We start from the raw sequence: 23,353 nt of genomic DNA on the forward strand, positions 1-23,353 counted from the left end.
CGCAGCGGATCACTCCCACCCGCCCGATTGTCCCGCGGTGCCGATGGATGCCGAGTAATGGGCGGGCGGGCGGGGAAGATCCGCCGCGAAGCGGCGGTACAGGAAGGCCCCGCCAAGGCGAAGCGACCCTCCGCTCCGCCCTTGGCGCCCCCGCCCGAAGAATGTGACCTTCGCCTCCCCGAGCCGGGACTGGGCAGCCTAGTTACCGACAAGTAGCATGGGGTGCGGAAGCGCGCCGGCAGGCGCACCCGCACCCTGGAGGAGAGCCATCGTGCCTCGTACCGTCAGGGACGTCGTCTTCGTTGATGGCGTCCGCACCCCGTTCGGCAAGGCGGGCCCGAAGGGCATCTACCACGAGACCCGTGCGGATGACCTCATCGTCAAGGCCATCCGGGAGCTCCTTCGCCGCAACCCGGCCCTCGACCCCGCCAAGATCGACGAGGTCGCCATCGCCGCGACCACGCAGATCGGCGACCAGGGTCTGACGCTGGGCCGCACCGCCGGCATCCTGGCGGGCCTGCCCCAGTCCGTGCCGGGCTACTCCATCGACCGCATGTGCGCGGGCGCGCTCACCGCCGTCACGGCCACGGCCGGCTCCATCGCGTTCGGGGCGTACGACGCCGTCATCGCCGGTGGCGTCGAGCACATGGGCCGCCACCCCATGGGCGAGGGCGTCGACCCGAACCCGCGGTTCGTGAGCGAGAAGCTCGTCGACGAGTCCGCCCTCTTCATGGGCATGACCGCCGAGAACCTGCACGACCGCTACCCGAGCATCACCAAGCGGCGCGCCGACGAGTACGCGGTGCGCTCGCAGGAGAAGGCCGCCAAGGCGTACGCCAACGGCAAGATCCAGCAGGACCTGGTGCCCGTCTCCGTACGGCGGACCAACGAGGAAGCCGGTGAGACCGGTTGGGGTCTCGCCACCGCCGATGAGCCGATGCGGCCGGGCACGACGCTGGAGAACCTCTCCGGCCTGAAGACGCCTTTCCGTACGCACGGCCGCGTCACCGCCGGCAACGCCGCGGGCCTCAACGACGGCGCCACGGCGTCGATCATCGCCTCCGAGGACTTCGCCCGCGAGAACAACCTGCCGGTCAAGATGCGGCTCGTCTCGTACGCCTTCGCCGGTGTCGAGCCCGAGGTCATGGGTTACGGCCCGATCCCGGCCACCGAGAAGGCCCTCGCCCAGGCGGGCCTGAGCATCTCCGACATCGGTCTCTTCGAGATCAATGAGGCCTTCGCCGTGCAGGTGCTCGCCTTCCTCGAGCACTACGGCATCGCCGACGACGACACGCGCGTGAACCAGTACGGCGGCGCCATCGCGTACGGCCACCCCCTCGCCTCCTCCGGTGTGCGTCTGATGACGCAGCTGGCGCGGCAGTTCGAGGAGCAGCCGGACGTCCGCTACGGCCTGACGACGATGTGCGTCGGCTTCGGCATGGGCGCCACCGTCATCTGGGAGAACCCGAACCACAAGGACGCCGGAGGCGACAAGTGAGCAGCTCCACCAGCTCCACCACGGAGCTTCTGAAGGGCGCGGCCGAGCTGTTCCCCGACGAGGTCGTCACGCAGGCGCACGTGCGCCACCTCGACCTGCCGGCCGGCGCGGGGCGCTTCGCGCTCATCACGCTCGACAACGGCTTCGACCACACCAAGCCGACCACCTTCGGCCCCGGCTCGCTGGCGAACCTGAACGCCGCGATCGACCAGGTCGAGAAGGAGGCGGCCGAGGGCACGATCGTCGGTGTCGGTGTCACCGGCAAGCCGTTCATCTTCGCCGTCGGCGCCGACCTCAAGGGCGTGGAGATCCTCAAGCGCCACGAGGACGCGCTCGCCATCGGCAAGGGCGGGCACGAGGTCTTCAAGCGGCTTTCGGGCCTTGCCGTGCCGACCTTCGCGTACTACAACGGCGCCGCGATGGGCGGCGGTGTCGAGGTCGGTCTGCACTGCTCCTACCGCACCGTCTCCAAGGCGCTTCCGGCCTTCTCGCTGCCCGAGGTCTTCCTCGGTCTCGTACCGGGCTGGGGCGGCTGCGCGCTGCTCCCGAACCTGATCGGCGCGGACCGCGCGGTCTCGGTCATCATCGAGAACTCGCTGAACCAGAACCGCCAGCTCAAGGGCAAGCAGGTCTTCGAGCTCGGCATCGCCGACGCGCTCTTCGAGGGCGCGGACTTCCTGGAGCAGTCGCTGATCTGGACGGCCTCCGTCCTCAACGGCTCGGTCGAGGTCGTCCGGCCCGAGATCGACCGTGGCGAGGCCTGGGACGCCGCTGTGGCGCGTGGCCGTGGCATCGCGGACTCCAAGGTGCACGGCGCCGCCCCGGCCGCCTACCGCGCCCTGGAGATCATCGAGGCCGCCAAGGACGGCGACCTGCAGAAGGGCTTCGACGCCGAGGACAAGGCGCTCGCCGACCTCATCATGGGCGGCGAACTGCGCAGCGGCATCTACGCGTTCAACCTCGTCCAGAAGCGCGCCAAGCGCCCGGCGGGCGCCCCGGACAAGAACCTGGCGCGCCCGGTCACCAAGGTCGGCGTCGTCGGTGCCGGTCTGATGGCCTCGCAGCTCGCGCTGCTCTTCCTGCGCCGCCTCGAGGTGCCGGTCGTCCTTACCGACATCGACCAGGCGCGCGTCGACAAGGGTGTGGGCTACGTCCACGAGGAGATCGACAAGCTCCTCCTCAAGGGCCGCGTCAACCAGGACAAGGCGAACCGTCTGAAGGGGCTCGTCTCCGGCGTGCTCGACAAGGCCGAGGGCTTCTCCGACGCCGACTTCATCATCGAGGCCGTCTTCGAGGAGATCGGCGTCAAGCAGCAGGTGTTCGCGGAGGTCGAGGCCGTCGCTCCGGCGCACGCGATCCTCGCCACCAACACCTCCTCGCTCTCGGTCTCCGAGATGGCGTCGAAGCTGAAGCACCCCGAGCGGGTCGTCGGCTTCCACTTCTTCAACCCCGTCGCGATCCTGCCGCTCCTGGAGATCGTGCGCGGCGAGCGGACGGACGACGCGTCGCTGGCCACGGCCTTCGGTGTCGCCAAGAAGCTGAAGAAGACCGCGGTCCTGGTCAAGGACGCCCCGGCGTTCGTCGTGAACCGCATCCTCACCCGCTTCATGGGCGAGATCCAGAACGTCATCGACGAGGGCACGCCGGTGGAGGTGGCCGAGAAGGCCGTCGAGCCGCTGGGCCTGCCGATGTCGCCGCTGGTCCTCCTCGAGCTGGTCGGTCCGGCCATCGGTCTGCACGTGTCGGAGACCCTGAACCGCGCCTTCCCGGAGCGCTTCACGGTGTCCCCGAACCTCGCGGCGGTCGTGAAGGCCGGCAAGCGCGGCTTCTACGTCTACGACTCCGGCAAGCCGGAGCTGGACCCCGAGGTCGCCGCTCTCCTCAAGCAGGGCGATGTCGTCCTGACCGAGGAGCAGACCCGCGACCGCGTGCTCGACGCCGTGGCGCAGGAGATCGGCCTCATGCTCGACGAGGGTGTCGTCGCCGAGGCGCAGGACATCGACCTGTGCCTGATCACCGGCGCCGGCTGGCCCTTCCACCTGGGCGGCGTCACGCCGTACCTGGACCGGGCCGGTGTCAGCGAGCGGGTCAACGGCAAGCGGTTCCTGGCGCCGGGCGTGGCCAGCGTTCCCGCGTAGCGCTTCGTCCGTACGCGATGCCCGGCCGGCCCGCAGGGGTCCGGCCGGGCATCTGCCTTTTCACACGCGCGACTTGGCGGGGTCGAGCCCGGCCGGTACGGCGCCGAGCTGACGCAGTTGCCCGAGTACATCGACGACGCCCCGGATCTCGGCTATCCGCCCGTCGACGAAGCGGAAGATGAAGATCTCGTTGTAGCGGACGGTCTTCCCGGTGGGCGCCATGCCCTGGTACTCGCCCCGGTGGGTCCCGGTCACCGTGTTCATGGCGGCCACCTTGCCGCCCTCCACGACCGTCTCCTCGACGGCGACGTGGAGGTCGGGGAACGCGCGCAGCAGGACCTCCCACACCCGCTTCAGGGCCTCCGCTCCCGTCGCGCCCAGCGGTACCGGTGCGTGGAAGAGCACGTCCGGTGCGACGACCTCGTCGATGGTCCTCGAGATGACGTCCAGGTCGCCGCTGTTCACGGCGGAGTTCAGGCGGTCGAGCGACGCTGTGTCGCTTGTTCCCCCGGCTGTCGGCATGTGGGCTCTCCTCTGGCTCCGTGCCTCAGCACTACGTGTCGCCGCAGTACGTGTGGCCGCACTGCCTGCCGCAGTACGTGTCTGCCCAGTACGACGACACAGCCGCCAAGAATGTGACACGCGGCGCCTCAGATCCGCCGCCACGCCTCCAGCGCGAGCCCCGACTCCGCCTTCTGGCGCGCGAGCCGCAGCGTGCCGTCGAGGCCGATGGCCGCCATGACCACGCGGCCCTGCGCGTCAAGCGCCAATGCCGGGGAGCCCAGGCAGGGTTCGCCGGTGGCGGCCCACCAGACGCCCGCCTTCTCGTCCTGCGTGGGGTAGGCCGCGATCACCGGGCGGCTGTCGGCGCCACGGTGGGCGAGGACCGTGCAGTCGTGGCCCTCTATCGTCGCGCGGAGGGCGGCCGTGTGGCCCGTGGCCGGGGAGCCGCCCAGGGGACGCGCGTCCTCGTCGCCACCGGAGCGGTGGGCGAGGACGCCTCTGCCGCGGGCGTCGGTGGCGTAATAGGTGAGGCGGTCGGGGGCCGTCTCCAGGGCCGTGCCCGAGCCGGGGGCCGGGGGCAGCGGGATGTCGTCGGTGCGCTGGAACTCGGCGCCCTGCTTCTCCTGGGTCCAGTGCAGCGTCTTGTTCTCCGCCGGGCCGAAGACCTCCACCCGGCCCGTGGAGGTGGCGAGAGCCGTGATGCCGTCCAGGACCTCGCGGACCTTGAAGTCCTTCCACCCCTCCCACTTGCCGCCCTTGCCCTCGCGCCGCAGCCGGACGCTGTTCACCGCGTCGCGCACGAAGACGTGGACGGTGCCCGCGGCGTCCACCGCGGCGGTCGGCGCGCCCAGGTGCGGGGCGCGCTCGACCATCTTGGTGTGCGGGTTGCCGAGCGAGCGCCAGTCCATGAGCGGGCGGCCCGACTGGTACTGGACGGCGTGCACGACGTCGACCTCCGTGCCGCCGCCGTCCTTGGGCAGCTTGCGCAGGGCGACGAAGTGGACGTACCCGTCGGCGCCTTGTGCCAGGGTCAGGTGGGTCAGGTGCGGCGTCTCGAAGAGGTCGGGGCCCGTCCAGTCGGGGCCGCCGGGGCGGGTCTCCGTCCAGCGCAGCAGGCCGTCCGCCGAGCGGGCGTAGGCGGTGAGCCTGCCGTCCTTGCCGCGCAGCAGCCAGCGGGCGGTCGCGAGGGTGCCGCTCGCCACGTGGGCGGCGGCGGCGGCCGTCGGGCGGGAGGACTCCCGCTCGGGCCTGGGGGCGGACCTCTGCGGCATGACTCGGCGCCGGCCTTCCTACGAGCGTGCGGTCTCTACGGCTCAGAGTCTACGTTTTCCGCCTGCGTCTCCCGGCCGTGGCTCGGCCCCGGTATGCCAGGGTGACGGCATGAGAACTCTCCTGGTCGTGGACGGGGCCAACGTCGTCGGCTCGGTCCCGGACGGCTGGTGGCGCGACCGGCGCGGGGCCGCCGAGCGGCTCCGGGACAGGCTCGTGGCGTACGCCGACGAGGGCGTCGCCGGGCATCCCGGACCGCTGGACGTGGTGCTCGTCGTCGAGGGGGCCGCCCGGGGCGTCGAGTCGATCGAGGGCGTACGGGTGGTCTCCGCGCCCGGCAGCGGGGACGACACCATCGTGGAACTGGCCGCCGACGCGGCGGACAGACCATGCGTCGTCGTCACGGCCGACCGCGAGCTGCGCCGCAGGGTGGGCGAGTGGGGGGCGCGGTCGGTGGGCCCGCGAACGGTACGCGACGACTGACCTCTTCGCGGCGGCCTCAGCCCGCCTCAGCGCTCGACGCGGGCGTACACCACCGCTCCCCCCACCCGCACCACCGGCTCGTACCCGACGGCGAGGACCCGCCGCAGTGACGGCACCCGCTCCGGGGTGAACGGCTTGCCTCGGGAGTCGTCGACGACGATCGCCGGTGGGTGTTCGCTCAGTTCCCGGCGGAAGACCCGCCAGGAGCCCTCGACCGCGTATCTCTCGCCCACCTGCGGGCCGTTCCTGCCTCCGCTGTAGTTGGTGAGCAGCCCTGCCGTGAGGTAGCGGCTGGCGGGGGCGCGGTCGGCGAGCCAGTACGCCTCCGGGTGTATCCCCCAGAAGAGCACCTTGTCCTGGGGCGCCGTCAGCGCGCGGACGGTCTCCGCCAGGCGCGTGGCGTGCGCCAGTTCGGGGCGCGGCGCCAGCATCCCCCAGGTGAGGAACAGCGCGCACGCCCCGGCGGAGACCGACACCGCCGTCAGGGTGCGCTCGCGGGGCAGGATCTGGAGCGCCGCGGTGCCCAACAGGGCGAGCGGCGGGGTCAGTTGCAGGTAATAGTGGCCGAAGAAGTGGAAGCCGACGAGTACCGCGCCCACCGACGAGGCGAGCCAGAGCCACAGTTCCGTCGAGCCGGTGCGGGCGATGCGCAGGACGCGTACGACGGGCGGGATGATCCCGGCGCAGGCCACCGCGAGGATTGCCGCGTTGGTCAACCCCCGAGAAAGCACGTGGAGTTCGGAGCCGGTGAAGGAGGCGTACGCCCCCGACCCGGTCACCGTCCAGAACAGGAACCCCGCGGGATTCGTGACCGCCGCCACCGCGAGGACGGGCCCGCACAGCCCGACCCCCAGGCGCAGCGCTTCCCTTCGGGCACCGCCCGCCTGCCAGAGCAGCCACACCACCGGCACCAGAACCGCTCCCCCGGTCTGTTTGACGAGGAACGCGCAGGCCACCGCGGCGCCCGCCGCACCCCAGCGGCGCCGGTCCGCGCACCAGAGGGCGGCCGCCGTGCACGGCAGCATGAAGACCTCGAAGGTGGCCGCCTGGACGTCCTCGGGGTTCAGGCCCACGGAGACGAAGAGGTAGAGCACGCCCGCCGTGCGGCCCGCCCCGTTGCCCCAGCGGCGTCGGGCGATGCAGACCAGGAGGACAGCGGTCAGGAGCTGGGCCGCGACCGCCAGCACCTTCAGCGGGAGCAGCGTCGCGTCGCCGAAGAGCGCGAACGCCGCTTCGTACAGCCAGGGGACGAGCGGCGGCTTGCGGTCGACGACCGTTTCGTAGAGCTCTCCCCCGTCGGCCAACATCCTTGCCTGGACGGCGAGATAGCCCTCGTCCGGGCTCCACAGCGGCCACCGGAAGGAAGGAATCCGGGTGACGCAGGCCAGCACGGTCAGGAGGGGGAGCAGGCGCGGCCAGTACGGCGGGGGCGCTTGCTCCGTACGCGGGCGCGGCAGCCGGAGCCCGCGTACGGAGCGTGGTGATGCGGAGGGCTCGGCGAGCATGAGGTGCACGCTATCCGGCCCCGCAGTCCCTATCCGATCGGGACATACGGGGCCGGATGACCGACCGGAAGTGAACCGGTGCGATTACCGGACGTCACCGGTCTGCTGCTTGCCCTGCCGACCGAGGCGGCTGTGCGAGCGCCCGTACACGAAGTACACGACGAAGCCGAGCGCCATCCAGACGCCGAACCGCAGCCAGGTCTCGGCGGGCAGGTTCAGCATCAGCCACACCGAGGCCGCCACCGAGAGGATGGGCACCAGCGGCACCAGCGGGGTGCGGAAGGCGCGGGGCAGGTCGGGGCGGGTGCGGCGCAGGATGATGACGCTCAGGGCGACCACGACGAAGGCGAAGAGCGTGCCGATGTTCACCAGCTCGGCGAGTTCGTCGAGGCTGGTGAAGCCCGCGAGGATCGCGATGAGGACCCCGAGCAGGATGGTCGGCCGGTGCGGCGTGCGGTACTTCGGGTGGACGTGCGAGAAGAACCGGGGCAGCAGTCCGTCGCGGCTCATCGCGAAGAAGACGCGGGTCTGGCCGAGCAGCAGGATCATGCAGACGGTGGTGAGACCGACGGCGGCGCCGAAGCTGATGATGCCCCCGTAGAAGGGATGCCCGGTGGCCTTGAAGGCGTCGGCGAGCGGGGCGTCCACCGACAGTTCGCTGTAGTGCTGCATGCCCGTGACGACGATCGAGACGGCGACGTAGAGGATCGTGCAGATCAGGAGCGATCCGAGGATGCCGCGCGGCATGTCCCGCTGCGGCATCTTGGTCTCCTCGGCGGCGGTCGCCACGATGTCGAAGCCGATGAAGGCGAAGAAGACGATGGAGGCGGCCGTGAAGATGCCGAGGACGCCGAAGTTGGTGGGCGCGTAGCCGAACATCAGCTGGATGAGCGGGGAATCGATGCTGTTGCCCGCGGTCACTTCTTGCGCCTTGGGGATGAAGGGCTTGTAGTTGTCGCCGTCGATGAAGAAGGCGCCCGCGATGATGACGATGAGGACGACGGCCACCTTGATGGCGACGATGACCGTGGTGACACGGGCCGACAGCTTCATGCCGAGGACGAGGACGACCGTGAGGACCAGCACCAGGGCGGTGGCGAGGATGTCGAAGCTGAAGCCCTCGGCGGCATCGGGTCCGGAGAGCGCGTCGGGCAGCTTCCAGCCCGCGTTGTCCATCAGCGAGCGGACGTAGCCGGACCAGCCGACGGCGACCACCGCCGTGCCGAGGGCGAATTCCAGGACCAGGTCCCAGCCGATGGTCCAGGCGGGCAGCTCGCCGAGCGAGGCGTACGAGAAGGTGTACGCCGATCCGGCCACCGGCACCGTGGAGGCGAACTCCGCGTAGCAGAGCGCCGCGAGGGCGCAGACGACGCCGGCGACGGCGAAGGCGATCGCGGTGGCGGGCCCCGCGGTCTCCTTGGCCACCGCGCCGGTCAGCACGAAGATGCCGGTGCCGATGACGACGCCGACACCGAAGACCGTGAGATCGAGGGCGGACAGCGACTTCCTGAGCGCGTGCTCCGGCTCCTCGGTGTCCTGGATGGACTGCTCGATGCTCTTCGTTCTGAAAAGGCTGCTTGCCACGGACGTACCTCCACGCTTGTCGTCCTCGACATGATCGAGAGGGCGAGTACCCGGTAGGCCGTGGCGCGAGCCTATTCACGCGAATGGGCCGGTTCCACCACCCGTACAGGGTGCCGGAACCGGCCCATCGGCGGTGCTCGTTGACGTCAGTCGCGCGCGGGTTCCCCGGCCTCGACCGATTCCACGGCGGCCGTGCGTTCGAACCTGCCGTCCAGCTTGGCCACAAGACCGGTCACCTGGCGGGCGATGTCCGGGGCGGTCAGGCCGATCTCGGCCATGACCTCCTTGCGGGAGGCGTGGTCGAGGAAGCGCGGCGGGATGCCGAAGTCGCGCAGCGGTACGTCGACGCCCGCGTCGCGCAGGGCCTGGGAGACGGCGGAACCGACGCCGCCCGCGCGGGAGTTGTCCTCGACGGTGACGACCACGCGGTGCTGCTCGGCGAGCGGGGCGAGCGCCTCGTCGACGGGCTTGACCCAGCGGGGGTCGACGACCGTCGTCGTGATGCCCTGCTTGTTCAGGAGGTCCGCGATCTCCAGGCACATGGGGGCGAGCGCGCCCACGGAGACGACCAGGACGTCCGCGCGCTTCGTGCCCGCCTCGCGCAGCACGTCCATCCCACCGACCTTGCCGACGGCCTTGACCGCCGGGCCGACCGCGCCCTTGGAGTAGCGCACGACGGTCGGGGCGTCGTCCACCTCGACGGCCTCGCGCAGCTGGAGCCGGACCTGGTCGGCGTCGCGCGGGGCGGCGATGCGCAGGGTCGGCACGCACTGCAGGATCGACATGTCCCACATGCCGTTGTGCGAGGCGCCGTCCGTGCCGGTGACGCCCGCACGGTCAAGGACGAAGGTGACGCCGCACTTGTGCAGGGCCACGTCCATCAGGAGCTGGTCGAAGGCGCGGTTGAGGAACGTCGCGTACACGGCGAAGACGGGGTGCAGGCCGCCGGTGGCCAGGCCCGCGGCGGAGACGGCCGCGTGCTGCTCGGCGATGCCGACGTCGTACACCCGGTCGGGGAACGCCTTGGCGAACTTCTGCAGGCCGACCGGCTGGAGCATGGCGGCGGTGATCGCGACGATGTCCTCGCGCTCGTGGCCGAGCTTGACCATCTCCTCGCCGAAGACGGACGTCCAGTCCATGCCGCCCGCGGCGATGGGCAGGCCCGTGTCGGGGTGGATGGGGCCGATGCCGTGGAAGTGGTCGGCCTCGTCCTCCTCGGCGGGCTTGTAGCCGCGGCCCTTCTCGGTGATGCAGTGCACGATGACCGGGCCGCCGAAGCGCTTGGCGCGCACCAGGGCGGACTCCAGGGCCTCGATGTCGTGGCCGTCGATGGGGCCGACGTACTTCAGGCCGAGGTCCTCGAACATGCCCTGCGGGGCGATGAAGTCCTTGAGGCCCTTCTTCGCGCCGTGCAGCGTCTCGTAGAGGGGCCTGCCGACGACCGGGGTGCGCTCCAGGAGGTCCTTGCCGCGGGCCAGGAAGCGCTCGTAGCCGTCGGTGGTGCGCAGGGTGGCCAGGTGGTTCGCGAGGCCGCCGATGGTGGGGGCGTACGAACGCTCGTTGTCGTTGACGACGATCACCAGGGGGCGGTCCTTGGCGGCTGCGATGTTGTTCAGCGCCTCCCAGGCCATGCCGCCGGTGAGGGCGCCGTCACCGATGACGGCGACGACGTGGTCGTCCTTGCCCCGCACCTCGTTGGCCTTGGCGAGGCCGTCGGCCCAGCCGAGGACCGTCGAGGCGTGCGAGTTCTCGATCACGTCGTGGTCGGACTCGGCGCGCGAGGGGTATCCGGAGATGCCGCCCTTGGTGCGCAGCTTGGCGAAGTCCTGGCGGCCGGTGAGCAGCTTGTGCACGTAGCTCTGGTGGCCGGTGTCGAAGAGCACCTTGTCCTGCGGCGAGTCGAAGACGCGGTGCATGGCGATCGTGAGCTCGACCACGCCGAGGTTGGGGCCGAGGTGGCCGCCGGTCTTGGACACTGCGTCGACGAGGAAGGCGCGGATCTCGCCGGCCAGCTGGTTCAGCTCCTCCGGGCTGAGCCGGTCCAGATCGCGCGGTCCCCTGATGCGGGTCAGCAGCGGCACCCGTGCCTCCTTGCAGTAGAGCTGTTCGAGCGTTGACCGGAATGTTGCCGGGCCTGTTGAGTCTAATGTTCCGCCGCTGCGGACGGCGTCCGGGCCGGGAGTTCCGCGTCACGCGATCGGACGCACTTCGGGAGCAGATCAGGGGCACATCAGGGGCACGCAGAGAGCTGCCCGGCACCGCTCCATTGCGGTGCCGGGCAGCTCTGTTCTGGGTTCTGGCAGGTCAGGCGCGTCCTGCCGTCTTCTGGGTCTTGCGCGTCACGGAGTCGATCACGACCGTGGCGAGCAGTACGCCACCGGTGATCATGTACTGGACCGGTGTCGCGATGCCTTCGAGCGCCAGGCCGTACTGGATCGAGGTGATCACCATGACGCCCAGGAGGGCGTTCCAGGTGCGGCCCCGGCCACCGAAGAGGCTGGTGCCGCCGATGACGGCCGCCGCGATGGCGTTCATCAGGAGGTCACCGGTGCCGGCGCCCTGGTTGGCCGCGGCGATCTTGGAGGCCATGAAGAGGCCGCCCGCCGCCGCGAACGTACCGGCGATCGCGTAGACCGACGTACGGATCAGGGTGACGTTGATGCCCGCGCGGCGGGACGCCTCGACGCTGCCGCCGAGGGCGAAGACCTTGCGGCCGTAGCCGGTGCGGCGGAGCACGAAGTCGGTGCCGACCAGGACCACCAGGAAGAGCACCAGGGCCAGCGGCAGGCCCTTGTACTGGTTGAACATGATCGCGGCGGCGAAGGCCCCCACGGCCAGGACCGCGGTGCGGACGATGATCTCGCTCAGCGGCCTGGACGGGACGCCGGCCGCCTCGCGGCGGCGGCTGTCCACCAAGGAGGAGAAGAAGAAGGCCGCCACCCCGACGATCGCGAGACCGTAGGCCGCGGCGACGTCCGTGAAGTAGTACGAGGTCAGCTTGGCGATCAGGCCTTCGGAGTCCAGGTTGATGGTGCCGTTGTCACCCAGGATCTGAAGCATGAAGCCCTGCCAGAACAGCAGGCCGGCCAGGGTGACGGCGAACGCCGGGGCGCCGATGCGCGCGAAGAAGAAGCCGTGGATGGTGCCGATCACGGTGCCGGAGAGGATGGCGACGATCAGCGCGATCCACTCGGGCGCGCCGTGCGTGACCGCGAGCACGGCGGCGACCGCGCCCGCGACACCGCTGACCGAGCCGACCGACAGGTCGATCTCGCCCAGCAGAAGCACGAAGACGATGCCGACGGCGATCATGCCGGTGCCGACCATGGCGACGGAGATGTTGCTGAGGTTCTCCGCGGTCATGAAGCGCGAGTTCATCGAGGCGAAGATCGCCCAGATGATGATGAGGCCCGCGACGACCGGGATGGAGCCCAGGTCACCGGCGCGCAGCTTCCGCTTGAACTCGGTGATGTAGCCCGCGAAGCCCTGCTCGCGCACGAGGAGGCGCGGGTCCACCGCGGTGACGGCGTCGGCGGCGGCCGCCGGGGCGTCGACGGGCGCGTCGCCGGGCGTGGAGGTCTTGTCGATGCTGCTCACTTCTGGGCCTCCCCATTGCGCGCCGCGCGACGGGTCACGGCATTGTCCGTGGCGCCCGTGATGGCGGAGATGATCTCTTCCTGCGAGGTGGACTTCACGTCGAAGACGCCGTTGTTCCGGCCGAGCCGGAGCACCGCCACCTTGTCCGCGACGGCCTTGACGTCCGCCATGTTGTGGCTGATGAGAATGACCGCGTGGCCACGCTCGCGCAGTCGTTCCACCAGGTCGAGGACCTGGGCGGTCTGCTCCACACCGAGTGCGGCAGTGGGCTCGTCGAGGATGACGAGCTTGGGCTCGCCGAGCATCGAGCGGGCGATCGCCACCGTCTGCCGCTGGCCGCCGGAGAGCGAGGCGATCGGGATGCGGACGCTGGGTATGCGGATCGACAGCGTGGTGAGCAGCTCGCGGGCGCGGCGCTCCATCTCGACCTCGTTGAGCACACCGCGCCTGCGCAGCTCACGACCGAGGTAGAGATTGCCGACGACGTCGATGTTGTCGCACAGCGCGAGGTCCTGGTAGACGGTCGCGATGCCGAGGTTCTGGGCGTCGTGCGGCTTGTTGATCTGGACGGCCTTGCTTTCCCACTCGATGACGCCGTCATCGATGGGATGCACGCCGGCGATCGTTTTGACCAGCGTGGACTTTCCTGCGCCGTTGTCGCCCACCAGGGCGACCACCTCACCGGCGTGGACCTCAAGCTCGACGTCGGTGAGCGCCTGAACGGCACCGAATCGCTTGGAGACCCCGCGCAACGCCAACACGGGCGTAGCGGACACGTGAACCATCTCCTTCGCCGCCTGACCGGCGGGAGGTTGAACAGAAGAGAACGAGAAGAACGAGAAAGAACCAGAAGAGCGAGAGGCCGAGGGGCGGCCCGAGCGCGTTTCTGTCCGGCGCCCCGCCTATAGCTGCGGGGCTGTTGGAGCGGGGCGCCGGACAGGCCTCAATGGTGGAGAAGTCCTGGGTGAACGCGGGGACTTACTTCAGACCGACCTTGGCGCAGTCAGCCTTGTACTTGGCGGTGCAGATCTCGTCGACCGCGTAGATCCCGTCCTTGATGACGGTCTCCTTGATGTTCTTGTCGGTCAGCGAGACGACCGGCACGAGCACGGTGGGAACGTCCTTGGCGGTGGGGCTGTCGACGGTCGTCTTGGCGATCGAGTCGAGCTTCTCGCCCTTGCCGAGCGCCACGGCCATCTCCGCGGCGACCTTGGCCTCCTGCGGGTAGGACTTGTAAACGCTCATGAACTGCTCGCCCGCGACGATGCGCTGCACACCGGCGAGTTCGGCGTCCTGGCCGGTGACCGGCGGAAGCTTGCTGACGCCCGCGGCCTTGAGGGCGGTGATGATGCCGCCCGCCATGCCGTCGTTCGCGGAGTAGACGCCGACGATCTTGTCCTTGCCGATCGCCGAGATCGCGCCCTCCATGTTGGCGTTGGCGTTCTCCGGCTTCCACTCCTTGGTGTCGTAGGACTTGCCGACCTTGACCTTGCCCTTGAGCTCGGCCTCGGCGCCCTTCTTGAAGAGCTTGGCGTTCGGGTCGGTGATCGCGCCGTTCATCATCACGATCTCACCGTCCTTGGCCTTGTCGCCGAGGGCCTCGAGGAGAGCCTTGCCCTGGACGCGGCCGACCTCTTCGTTGTCGAACGAGGTGTACGCGTCGATGGGGCCCTCGGCAAGGCGGTCGTACGCCACGACCGGGATGCCCGCGTCCTTGGCCTTCTTGACCGAACCGGCGATGGCCTTGGAGTCCACCGCGTCCACGATCAGCACGTCCACCTTGTTGGTGATCATCGTGTCGGCCTGCTGGTTCTGGGTGTTGGCGTCCTGCTTGGCGTTGGCGTAGGTGACCTTGGCCTTGCCGTTGGTCAGCTCCTTGACGTGCTTCTCGATCAGCGGCTTGTCGAACTTCTCGTAACGCGCGGTCTGGTTCTCCGGCAGGAGCAGACCTATGTTCAGCGCGTCGCCCTTCTTCGAGCCGGAGCCCGCTTCATCCTTGTCACCGCCGGACTCCTTGGCGCTGCCACAGGCAGCAAGGGTGACGGCCATGGTGGTGGCGGCAACGGCAACGGCGGCACGACGCATACGCGTGTTCATTCGGGAACCTCCCTGACGTGGCCGCGTCGTTGCGGCCGAGGTGGCTCGAAGTCAACTCGGCCGCCACACCAGCGTCAAGGAGTAAATCCTTAACGAGATGACAACGGTGCCATGCGTTATCTAAGTGAAGGCAGGTGCGGCGGCAGACAGAGAGCCGTCCAAAAGGGTCGAATCACCCATTTCGCTGAGTGCCAGAGCCAGCGCCCCCAGCACTTCCGCGCGGCCGCCCAGGGCCCCCGGAAGGACCGAGAGCTGCCGGGCCGCGCTGGGGATCGCGTAGCGCCCCACGGACTCCCTGATGGGCCCGAGGACCAGCTCACCGGCCTCCGCCAGGTCACCGCCGAGAACGACCCGGCTGGGGTTCAGGAGGTTGCAGAGGTTCGCCATGCCGCTGCCGATGTGCCGGCCGACGTCGGCGATCACGCGACGGCAGCCGGGGTCCCCGTCACGTGCGAGGGCGACCACGCGCTCCATGGTCAGCTCGGTGCCGTGGCTGGACTGGAGCAGGGGCAGCACGTAGCGGGCCGCCGCGAAGGTCTCCAGGCAGCCGCGGTTGCCGCACCGGCAGACCGGGCCCGACTCGTCCAGGGTGATGTGGCCGATCTCGCCGGCCGTACCGCCGGGGCCGCGGTAGATCCGCCCGTCGATCACGAGCCCGGCGCCGACACCGCTCGCGACCTTGATGTACGCCAGGTCCTTGACCCCGCGGCCGCTGCCCCAGACCAGCTCGCCGAGCGCGCCGAGGTTGGCGTCGTTGTCGACGTGCACGGGAACGCCGAGGCGGCCCCCCAGCTCCTCGGCGGGCTTCGTGCCGCTCCAGCCCGGCAGGATCGAGGTCGAGCCGAGCGTCCCGGACTCCACGTCGATGGGTCCCGGCACGCCGAGGCCGATGCCCGCGATCTTCGCGCGGTCCACGCCGGTCACCCCGATCAACCTGCTGACCAGCTGTTCGGCGCGGTCGAAGCCCTGCGCGGCCGACGCGTCCACGTCCAGCGGCTCGGACTCCTCGGCGAGCACCTGGTGGGCGAGGTTCCCCACGGCCACGCGCAGGTGCGTATGGCCGAAGTCCACGCCGATGACGATGCCCGCGTCACCGCTGAGCGAGACGCTGCGGGCCCTGCGGCCGCCCGCCGAGGTGGGCGTGACCTCGACCGTTCCGCCGTCCTTGAGCTCCCGGACGATGTTGGAGACCGTGGCCGCGGACAGACCCGTCGTCCTGGCGATCTCCGCCTGAGTGAGCGACCCGGCGAGCCGTACGGCACGTACGACCCGCTCGAGATTGGCCCGGTGCAGCGACGACTGCGACCCCGGAGTCTCCATTGACTCAGCCACCCTTTTCGGTATGACGTAACAGCGACTTCGCTGCCCGTACAAGTTGTGAACTCCAAGCTCTGCTGAACGGGTTGGCGCAGTCAAGTCCTTGACCCAAATCGGCACTCTTGAACAGCAGGACAGGCCGGGTCCAAGTGGCGAGGATGTACCCCAAACCACCCGGACCCGGCCTGAGAGGGCCGATCCGTTACTTGACCGATCCCGCGGTGAGACCCGAGACCACGTGCCGCTCGATGAAGGCGAACAACACGATGACCGGCACGATCGCCACCACGGACGCCGCGAAGAGGTAGTTCCACTCCACGGTGTAGGCGCCGATGAAGTTGTTGATGCCGACGGTCAGCGGCTGCTTGTCGGGTTCGGTGGTGAGCGTGAGCCCCATCACGAACTCGTTCCACGAGGTGATGAAGGTGAAGATCACTGCGGTCACCACACCCGGCAGCGCGAGCGGCAGCGTCACCTTCACCATGGCCCCGAAGCGGCTGGTGCCGTCCACCATGGCCGCCTCCTCCAGCTCCGGCGGGATGGAGCTGATGTAGGCCGTCAGGATCCACACCGCGAACGCGAGGTTGAACGCAGCGTTGGTGATGATCAGCGTCCAGACCGAGTTGAGCATGTCCAGCTGGTGGAACTGGCGGTAGAGGCCGACCAGCAGGGCGGTGGGCTGGAACATCTGGGTGATCAGGACCAGGAGCAGGAAGGCCTTGCGTCCCCGGTAGCGCATACGGGCCGTGTAGTAGGCGGCGGGCAGCGAGACCAGGAGCACCAGGAGGGTCGCCCCGCCCGCGACGAGCAGGGTCACCTGGAGGTTCTGGCCGAGCTCGGACTCCTTCCAGACCTCGATGAAGTTCGCCCACTCCAGGTTCTGCGGCAGATACGTCCGGTCCCGCAGCTCCTCCTTGGGCCGGAGCGCGGTGATCACCATCTCCAGGTACGGGGCGAGGAAGATCGCGGCGAGCGCCCAGGCGGCCACCGTGATGACCAGCGTGCGCGGCCGGAACGTGCGCTTGGGCTTGCGCTGGGGCGCGGGCCCCTTCGGGGACCCCGTGCGGGGCGCCGTCGCGGTGGCCATCAGTCCTCCTCGTTCCACCGGCTGACCTTCAGGAAGATCAGCACGAGCACGACGACCATCGCGAAGTTGACCACGGACATGGCGGCGGATTCGCCGATGTCGGTCTCCTTCAGCTTGTACATGAACACCATGGTCGTGGAGGTGTCATAGCCGGGACCGCCCTGCGTCATGGCCCAGATGATCGGGAAGGAGTTGAAGACGTTGATGAGGTTGATGACCACACCGACCAGGAACGCGGGCCGCAGCATCGGCAGCGTGATGTGCCGGTACGTCTGCCAGGGGCTCGCCCCGTCGATCCGTGACGCCTCGTAGACCTCGCCCGGGATGGTCTGCAGACCGGCGAGCAGCGTGTACGTGGTGAAGGGCAGCGACACGAAGACCGCGACGGCCATCATCCAGGGCCAGGCCGTCTCCGGTTTGCCCAGCCAGTCCTTGGAGTTGTCGATCAGGCCGAGGTCCAGCATCAGCGTGTTGAGCACGCCCGCGGTCTGGTTGAGCATCCACTTGAAGCCGATGGCGGTCATCAGGACGGATGCCGCCCAGGGCGCGATGAGCGCCCAGCGGGTGACGGTGCGGCCGGGGAACTTCTGGTTGAAGAGCTGGGCGAGGGCCAGCGAGAGCAGCATCGTCACGCTCACGACGACGACGGTCCACACGACCGTCCAGAGCAGGACCGCCCCGAAGTCGGTCTCGTCGAAGAGCTTCTTGTACTTGTCGGTCCCCGCGCTGCCGCGCACGATGCCGGCGATGGAGATGTTGAGGAACGAGGTGCGGATCAGCTCGACGACCGGCCAGATGACCACGGCGAGGATCAACAGGATGACGGGCGCTATCCAGGGCAGCGGGCCGAGTCGGGCGATGCCGCTGCGACGGCTCACGGGCCTGGGTGCGCGCCCGCTCCGTCCCTGGCCGGTGTCGGCCGGGGGCGGAGGGGCCTTCAGTGACACAAGGACTCCTTGCGTACGGAGCGAACAGAGCGTACGGAGCGAACGGGGGCCGCCTGCCCGCTACTTGGCTTCGGCAGCCGCCGCTTCCGCCTTCTTCTGCAGGTCACCGAGGACCGTCTTCGGGTCGTCGCTCACGGCCTTGCCGCCGGTCTTCTTCATCTCGGCGGAGATGACGTCCCAGGCGGTGTCGCCAAGGGGGTAGAACTTGGCGTTCGGCAGGACCTCGAAGAACGGCTCCAGGTCCTTGTGCTTGCCGTTGGTCTGCATCTCCTTGAGCGCGTCCTGGGTGACGGGCATCAGGTTGTACATCTCGTCGAACTCCAGCATCTTCTTGGAGTACGTGAAGTCCAGGAACTTCCTTACGCCTTCCTTCTCGGCGCCGCCGTCCTTGAACGCCATCATCCAGTCGGCCACGCCGAGGGTGGACTCCAGCGGTCCTTCCTTGCCGGGGATGGGCGCGACGCCGTAGTCGACCTTGCCGTCCTTGGCCATCTGGATGAGGCTCGGGTGGCCGTTGAGCATGCCGACCTTGCCGGCCGCGAAGTCCGCGAAGGCCGTCTTGCGGTCGGTGGAGGCCGGGTTGGAGTACGTGAGGCCAGGCTTGACGAGGTTCTTCTGCAGCCATTCGAAGGTCTCGACGTTCTGGGCGCTGTCGAGCGTGTACTTGCCGCTCGCGTCGGTGTAGCCACCGCCGTTGCCGAGCTCCCACATCATCGTCTCGCCCTGGGTCTCCTCGGGGCCGAGCGGCAGGGCGTACGGGGTCTCGGCGGCCTTGGAGGACTTGATCTTCTTGGCGGCCGCGGCGATCTCGTCCCACGTCTTGGGCGGCGTCTTCACGCCCGCCTTCTTCAGGGCGTCCTTGTTGTAGAACATGACGCGGCTGGAGGAGACCCACGGGATGCCGTACTGGGTGCCCTTCACCTCGCCGGCCTTGGCGAAGGTGGGGATGAGGTTCTCCCGCGTCTTGGGCGAGAGGACCTCGTCGGCCTTGTAGAGCAGGTCGTCCGCGACCTTGTCGGCGTAGCCGCCGGTCTGCAGCAGGTCGGGCTGGTTGCCCGCCTGGATCATGTTCTTGACGGACTTGTCGATCTCGTTCCAGTTGATGACCTGGACGTCGACCTTGTAGCCCTTGTTCTCCGCCTCGAACTCCTTCTTCACGCCGTCCCAGTACTTCTTGGAGGCGTTGGAGGCCTTGTCGCCGTAGTCGGCGGCGACAATCTTGATGGTCTTGCCGTCGCCGCTGTCGCTGTCACCGCCGCAAGCGCTGAGACCCATTGCCATCGCGAGCGTTGCCGCACCGGTGGCGATTACTCGATTCCTCATGCTGTTCAACCCTTCGACATCAGTGTCGACTTGAACGCGGGCAAAGGTCCCCCCGCGGCGCCGTGGCGCCGACATTACTCACGGCCGGAATCGCCGCAACAGGCCTAGACCACTTTCGTGGCCAAGCTGAAATCACCTGCGGTCAGCGTCACTTGAGAGCCCCCGCGGTGAGCCCGGCCTGCACCTGGCGCTGGAACACCGCGTACACGACGAGCACCGGAAGCATCGCGATCGTCAGGCCCGCGAAGAGCGCCCCCCAGTCGCCCCGGTAGCCCTGCGAGACCGCCAGCGAGGCGAGCCCCTGCGGCAGCACGTACCTGCTCTCCTCCTCGTTGTTGAGCAGCAGCGGAAGCAGGTACTGGTTCCACTGGCCGAGGAAGTTGAAGATGCCGATGCTCACCAGGCCCGGCTTGGCCATCGGCAGCATGATCTGGAAGAACGTGCGGGTGTGCGAGGCCCCGTCGACCATCGCCGCCTCCTGGACGCCGGTCGGCAGCGTGCGGAAGAAGGAGGTCAGGAAGAAGACGGTGAAAGGCAGTGAGTACGCGATGTACGCGATCATCAGCCCCGGCCGGGTGTCCAGGAGTCCGAAGTTCTCCATGACCGCGAAGAGCGGGACGAGGGCGAGGATGACGGGGAACATCATGCCGCCCGCGAAGAGCATGAAGATCAGCCGGTTGCCCGGGAAGGTGAAGCGGGCGATCACGTACGCCGCCATCGAACCGAGCAGCATGGTGCCGGTCAGCGAACCCGCAAGGATGATCACTGAGTTGATGGCGTACTGACCGATGTTCGCCTCGGTCCACGCGTTGGTGAAGTTCTCCCAGTGGAACGAGGTCGGCCAGCCCATCGGATCGCTGAGGATCTCGACCGACGGGCGGAATGCGGTGAGAGCGACCCAGACGAGGGGGCCCGCCGCGAGGACCACCCACAGGACGAGGAAGGCGTGCGAGAAGACGTTGAGGGTCGCTCCGCCGGCCGAATCGGTCTCGCGGCGGGGTGTGTCGGCGGATTCGGCGCGGGGCGCTGTGGTCGTGGTCATGATGCAGTGGCTCCCGCGGTCTCAGTATTCGATCCGGTCGCGATTCCCGATCCTCATGACGATCAGCGAGAACGCCATGCTGAGGACGAGGAGGACGACGCCGATGGAGGTGGCATAGCCGTACTGGCCGTCCCGGAACCGTTCGTAGAGGAAGACCGGGGTCACCTTCAGGACGTGCTCGGGCACCATGACCAGGACGATCGCGAACGAGTCGAGCGCCTGGATGCCCATGTAGATCCAGCCGGTGCGCACGGTGTCCCAGATCAGCGGGAGCGTCACGCTGAAGAAGGTCCGCCCCCGGCCCGCGCCGTCGAGCAGCGCCGCCTCGTAGATGTCCCTGGGGATCGCGCCCATCGCGGCGGAGAACAGCACCACGTAGAAGCCGACGAAGCTCCAGGAGAGCACCGCCATCACCGCGATGAGGGCGAGACCGCGGTCGCCGCCCAGCCAGGCGGGGCCGTCGATGCCCACCTTGTCGAGGCCGCCGTTGATCAGGCCGCTGTTGGTGTTGAAGACGCGGCCCCAGACCACGGCGATGATGGCGACGGACAGGACCTGCGGGAAGAAGTAGACGACCTTGTAGAACGACGAGCCCGCGACACCGGCGATGGCCTGGCCCCTGCGGTGCCTGCCGCCCGACGTGATCATGTAGGCGAAGAACATGCCGAGCACGAGCGTGATCAGCGGGGCGACGACCGCCAGGACCACGCTCACTTCCAGGGATTCCCAGAAGCGCTCGTCGTTCCACATCTTCGTGAAGTTGTCGAAGCCGATGAAGTTCGCCACCGGCCCGCCGGACCAGTCGGTGAACGAGTAGTAGATCGCCTGGATGAAGGGCGAGATGACGAACAGGGCGTAGAACGCGAGCGGCAGCGCCAGGAAGCCCACGATGAAGCGGTACTTGTCGAGCGTCCGGTAGCGCCGGTCGTAGCGCACGCTCTGAGGCGTGAAGCGGGGCGGCAGCAGCACTGCCAGGAAGAACAGCAGCCGGTTCGGCGCCTTGAGTGGGCCCGTCCGCTCCGGTGCCTTCTTCGAAGGTGGGGAATCGTCCACCCGGGTGTCACTCTTCACGCCACTCCGCCCCGCCTCGTTCACGTGCTCGCGTTCTCGGACGATCCGCCGCTGATCAGGACTTCTTGACCTTGACGACGTCAGGGTCCTTGAGGATCCGGGCCCCGGCCTTCTCCATGATGTCCATGGCCTGCTTGGTACCGATCTGGCCCAGCATGAACTTGGCGATCATGTTGTTGAAGTCCTCGCGGAACAGCTCGTTGTACCAGTCCATGTGCTTCGCGATGACGACGTTCTCGCCGGCGGCCTTGATCGCCGCCTGCACGCTCGCCACACCGTGCGGCAATTCCTGGCCGTCGATGGCCCCCTTGACCACCGGCAGGGCGGAGAGCTCCTTGAAGTTGTTCAGGGCGGCTTCCTTGCTGTACATCGCCCGCAACCACTCCAGGCCGCCCTGCCGGTTCTGCGCCTTCTCGGGGACGACGTAGAACTCACCGGCCGGAGCGTTGATCGTGCCGAACGGCATCTTGTCGCCCGAATCCAGCGACGGGCTCGGGCCGAACGACATCCCGAAGTCCTTCGGGGTGGTGTCCTTGGCCTCGTTCTCCACCCAGGAACCGTTGGGCACGAAGACGCACTTGCCCCCCTTGGTCCAGGCGGTCTGCATCTCGGTGTGCGCCTCGGTGCCGTCGAAGCCGGTCAGGACGTACTTCTTGGCGACCAGTTCCTCCCAGGCCTCGAAGACGTCCTTGACCGCGTCGTTCTTCCAGGCGCCCGGCTCGAGGTGGTCCATGGCCGTGGTGATCTCGCGCCCGCCGCGCTGCGCGAACATCGTGTAGATGCTGAAGAACATGTACCGCGGGTGGCCGCCCGGGTAGCTCCAGCCGTGGATGCCCTTGGCCTTGGCCTTCTTGCAGACGGCCAGCATCTCGTCCCAGGTCTTCGGGTACGCGGAATCCAGGCCCTCCTCAAGGAGCTTCTTGGAGTAGAAGGTGCCGTAGACCGTCAGCGAGATGCCGGCCTGGAAGGTGCCAGGACCACCGAAATTGCCGCTCGCCTCGACCGCCGGTTCGAGGATGTCGCGCACCTTGACGCTCGGGTCGTCCCACGACGGCGCGTCGAGCAGCTCGGTGAGGTCCGCCACCTGCTTGTTGGAGACCAGCTTGCCGGGGTTCATCTGGTCGGCGCCGGAGTTGTTGATGACGTCGGCCGTCGGGTTGCCGCGGACGATCTTCGGCTGCACCTGAGTGGCGACCTTCGTCGTCGACTTCTGGCCGGCGTCCGAGTCCGGGTACCGCTTCTTGTACATGTCGGTCACGAACTGGGCGTACTTGTCGCCATAACCGCCGTTGAAGACGACCACGGCGAGTGCGGCGTCCGGCTTCACGCCGAGCGGGTTCTTCTTGGACTTCTCGCCCTTCTCCGCCTTGTTCTCGTCCCCGCCACCGCTCGCGCAGGAGCTCAGGGCGCCCATGGCCGGCACTGCGAGAAGGCTGGTGGCCGCGGCCCTCTTCATCACGTCACGACGGTTGATGCTGGTGGATCCCATGCTCAAGTCCTCGCCTTCCAGGACTCAGGCGGCGTACGGGGCTCCCGACAGCTCGCCAGTGGCGAAGGGCCCGACACCGCGGGTCAGTTGAAGCTCTGGTGGTACCGAACGTGCGACAACTACATGGCAAGGGCTCGCACCCGCCACTCAGGGTGCCGATAGGTATAGTCCACTTCTCGGCGGCAGAGCAAGATCGAATGCAGCTTGGGCCAGCAGTCTTTCCCGAGTTGAGACCTCGCGGAGACACGACCTGGTTCGTTCACGGCGTGAGCAAATTCAGCCGAAGCAATCGAACGCGTCCGGGCCCCGCCGCGACTCCCCTCCATCGATCTTCCCTGGCGCCCGTTCGCACCTCATTGGACTTTCTCCTGAGTCCCCTTGGACTTTCCCTTGAGGTCCGTC

The 23,353-nt window shown here is 68.5% G+C and carries 18 protein-coding genes; 3 read left to right on the forward strand and 15 right to left on the reverse strand.

Translation table 11 applies throughout. The features are described 5' to 3' along the window. The first annotated feature begins 271 nt into the window (after positions 1-271). A complete protein-coding gene (locus AB0I94_RS14965) occupies positions 272-1,498 on the forward strand; it encodes an acetyl-CoA C-acyltransferase (protein ID WP_363309977.1) in 1,227 nt (408 codons plus the stop codon). Next, positions 1,495-3,636, forward strand: coding sequence for a 3-hydroxyacyl-CoA dehydrogenase NAD-binding domain-containing protein (locus AB0I94_RS14970; RefSeq protein ID WP_363309978.1), 2,142 nt, complete (start codon positions 1,495-1,497; stop codon positions 3,634-3,636). The genes AB0I94_RS14965 and AB0I94_RS14970 overlap by 4 nt, the downstream gene beginning before the upstream one ends. 60 nt (positions 3,637-3,696) lie before the next feature. Here the strand turns inward: AB0I94_RS14970 and AB0I94_RS14975 are convergent, their stop codons facing one another. Continuing rightward, positions 3,697-4,158: an ester cyclase gene (locus tag AB0I94_RS14975; protein ID WP_363309979.1), complete on the reverse strand. Its 462-nt coding sequence runs from the start codon at positions 4,156-4,158 to the stop codon at positions 3,697-3,699. A gap of 128 nt (positions 4,159-4,286) precedes the next feature. Further along, positions 4,287-5,411 (reverse strand): hypothetical protein, encoded by a 1,125-nt coding sequence (locus AB0I94_RS14980; protein ID WP_363309980.1) that lies wholly within the window; start codon positions 5,409-5,411, stop codon positions 4,287-4,289. 109 nt (positions 5,412-5,520) lie between these two features. Here AB0I94_RS14980 and AB0I94_RS14985 point away from each other — a divergent pair, with 109 nt between their 5' ends. Then, positions 5,521-5,892 (forward strand): NTP pyrophosphohydrolase, encoded by a 372-nt coding sequence (locus tag AB0I94_RS14985; protein WP_363309981.1) that lies wholly within the window; start codon positions 5,521-5,523, stop codon positions 5,890-5,892. 26 nt (positions 5,893-5,918) lie between these two features. Here the strand turns inward: AB0I94_RS14985 and AB0I94_RS14990 are convergent, their stop codons facing one another. The 13 genes from AB0I94_RS14990 to ngcE form a co-directional block, all read right to left on the reverse strand. Beyond that, on the reverse strand, positions 5,919-7,397 hold the full coding sequence (locus AB0I94_RS14990; RefSeq protein WP_363309982.1) for a glycosyltransferase family 39 protein: 1,479 nt from the start codon (positions 7,395-7,397) through the stop codon (positions 5,919-5,921). Positions 7,398-7,481: 84 nt separating this feature from the next. Next, positions 7,482-8,981, reverse strand: coding sequence for an amino acid permease (locus tag AB0I94_RS14995; RefSeq protein ID WP_363309983.1), 1,500 nt, complete (start codon positions 8,979-8,981; stop codon positions 7,482-7,484). A gap of 146 nt (positions 8,982-9,127) precedes the next feature. Next, positions 9,128-11,062 (reverse strand): 1-deoxy-D-xylulose-5-phosphate synthase, encoded by a 1,935-nt coding sequence (gene dxs, locus AB0I94_RS15000; RefSeq protein WP_363309984.1) that lies wholly within the window; start codon positions 11,060-11,062, stop codon positions 9,128-9,130. A 223-nt stretch (positions 11,063-11,285) separates the two neighbouring features. Next, on the reverse strand, positions 11,286-12,578 hold the full coding sequence (locus AB0I94_RS15005) for a sugar ABC transporter permease (protein WP_363309985.1): 1,293 nt from the start codon (positions 12,576-12,578) through the stop codon (positions 11,286-11,288). Further along, positions 12,575-13,363: an ATP-binding cassette domain-containing protein gene (locus AB0I94_RS15010; RefSeq protein WP_363309986.1), complete on the reverse strand. Its 789-nt coding sequence runs from the start codon at positions 13,361-13,363 to the stop codon at positions 12,575-12,577. The genes AB0I94_RS15005 and AB0I94_RS15010 overlap by 4 nt, the downstream gene beginning before the upstream one ends. 193 nt (positions 13,364-13,556) lie before the next feature. Continuing rightward, entirely contained in the window at positions 13,557-14,675 is a 1,119-nt protein-coding gene (locus AB0I94_RS15015; protein ID WP_363309987.1) for a sugar ABC transporter substrate-binding protein, read from the reverse strand. A gap of 120 nt (positions 14,676-14,795) precedes the next feature. Further along, on the reverse strand, positions 14,796-15,995 hold the full coding sequence (locus AB0I94_RS15020) for an ROK family transcriptional regulator (protein WP_363309988.1): 1,200 nt from the start codon (positions 15,993-15,995) through the stop codon (positions 14,796-14,798). 199 nt (positions 15,996-16,194) lie between these two features. Then, positions 16,195-17,079, reverse strand: coding sequence for a carbohydrate ABC transporter permease (locus tag AB0I94_RS15025; protein WP_363309989.1), 885 nt, complete (start codon positions 17,077-17,079; stop codon positions 16,195-16,197). Then, positions 17,079-17,957: a sugar ABC transporter permease gene (locus AB0I94_RS15030; RefSeq protein WP_363309990.1), complete on the reverse strand. Its 879-nt coding sequence runs from the start codon at positions 17,955-17,957 to the stop codon at positions 17,079-17,081. The genes AB0I94_RS15025 and AB0I94_RS15030 overlap by 1 nt, the downstream gene beginning before the upstream one ends. 129 nt (positions 17,958-18,086) lie before the next feature. Further along, positions 18,087-19,349, reverse strand: a complete 1,263-nt coding sequence (locus tag AB0I94_RS15035; protein WP_363309991.1) for an extracellular solute-binding protein — start codon at positions 19,347-19,349, stop codon at positions 18,087-18,089. Between the two features lie 148 nt (positions 19,350-19,497). After that, positions 19,498-20,391, reverse strand: coding sequence for a carbohydrate ABC transporter permease (locus AB0I94_RS15040; RefSeq protein WP_363309992.1), 894 nt, complete (start codon positions 20,389-20,391; stop codon positions 19,498-19,500). A 21-nt stretch (positions 20,392-20,412) separates the two neighbouring features. After that, complete coding sequence (locus tag AB0I94_RS15045) at positions 20,413-21,327, reverse strand: sugar ABC transporter permease (RefSeq protein ID WP_363310142.1); 915 nt, start codon at positions 21,325-21,327, stop codon at positions 20,413-20,415. A gap of 190 nt (positions 21,328-21,517) precedes the next feature. Further along, positions 21,518-22,951, reverse strand: a complete 1,434-nt coding sequence (gene ngcE, locus AB0I94_RS15050) for an N-acetylglucosamine/diacetylchitobiose ABC transporter substrate-binding protein (protein WP_363309993.1) — start codon at positions 22,949-22,951, stop codon at positions 21,518-21,520. Positions 22,952-23,353 lie beyond the last annotated feature (402 nt).

Origin of the sequence: Streptomyces sp. NPDC050147, from assembly GCF_040660195.1 — a bacterium.
Classification (GTDB): Bacteria; Actinomycetota; Actinomycetes; order Streptomycetales; family Streptomycetaceae; genus Streptomyces.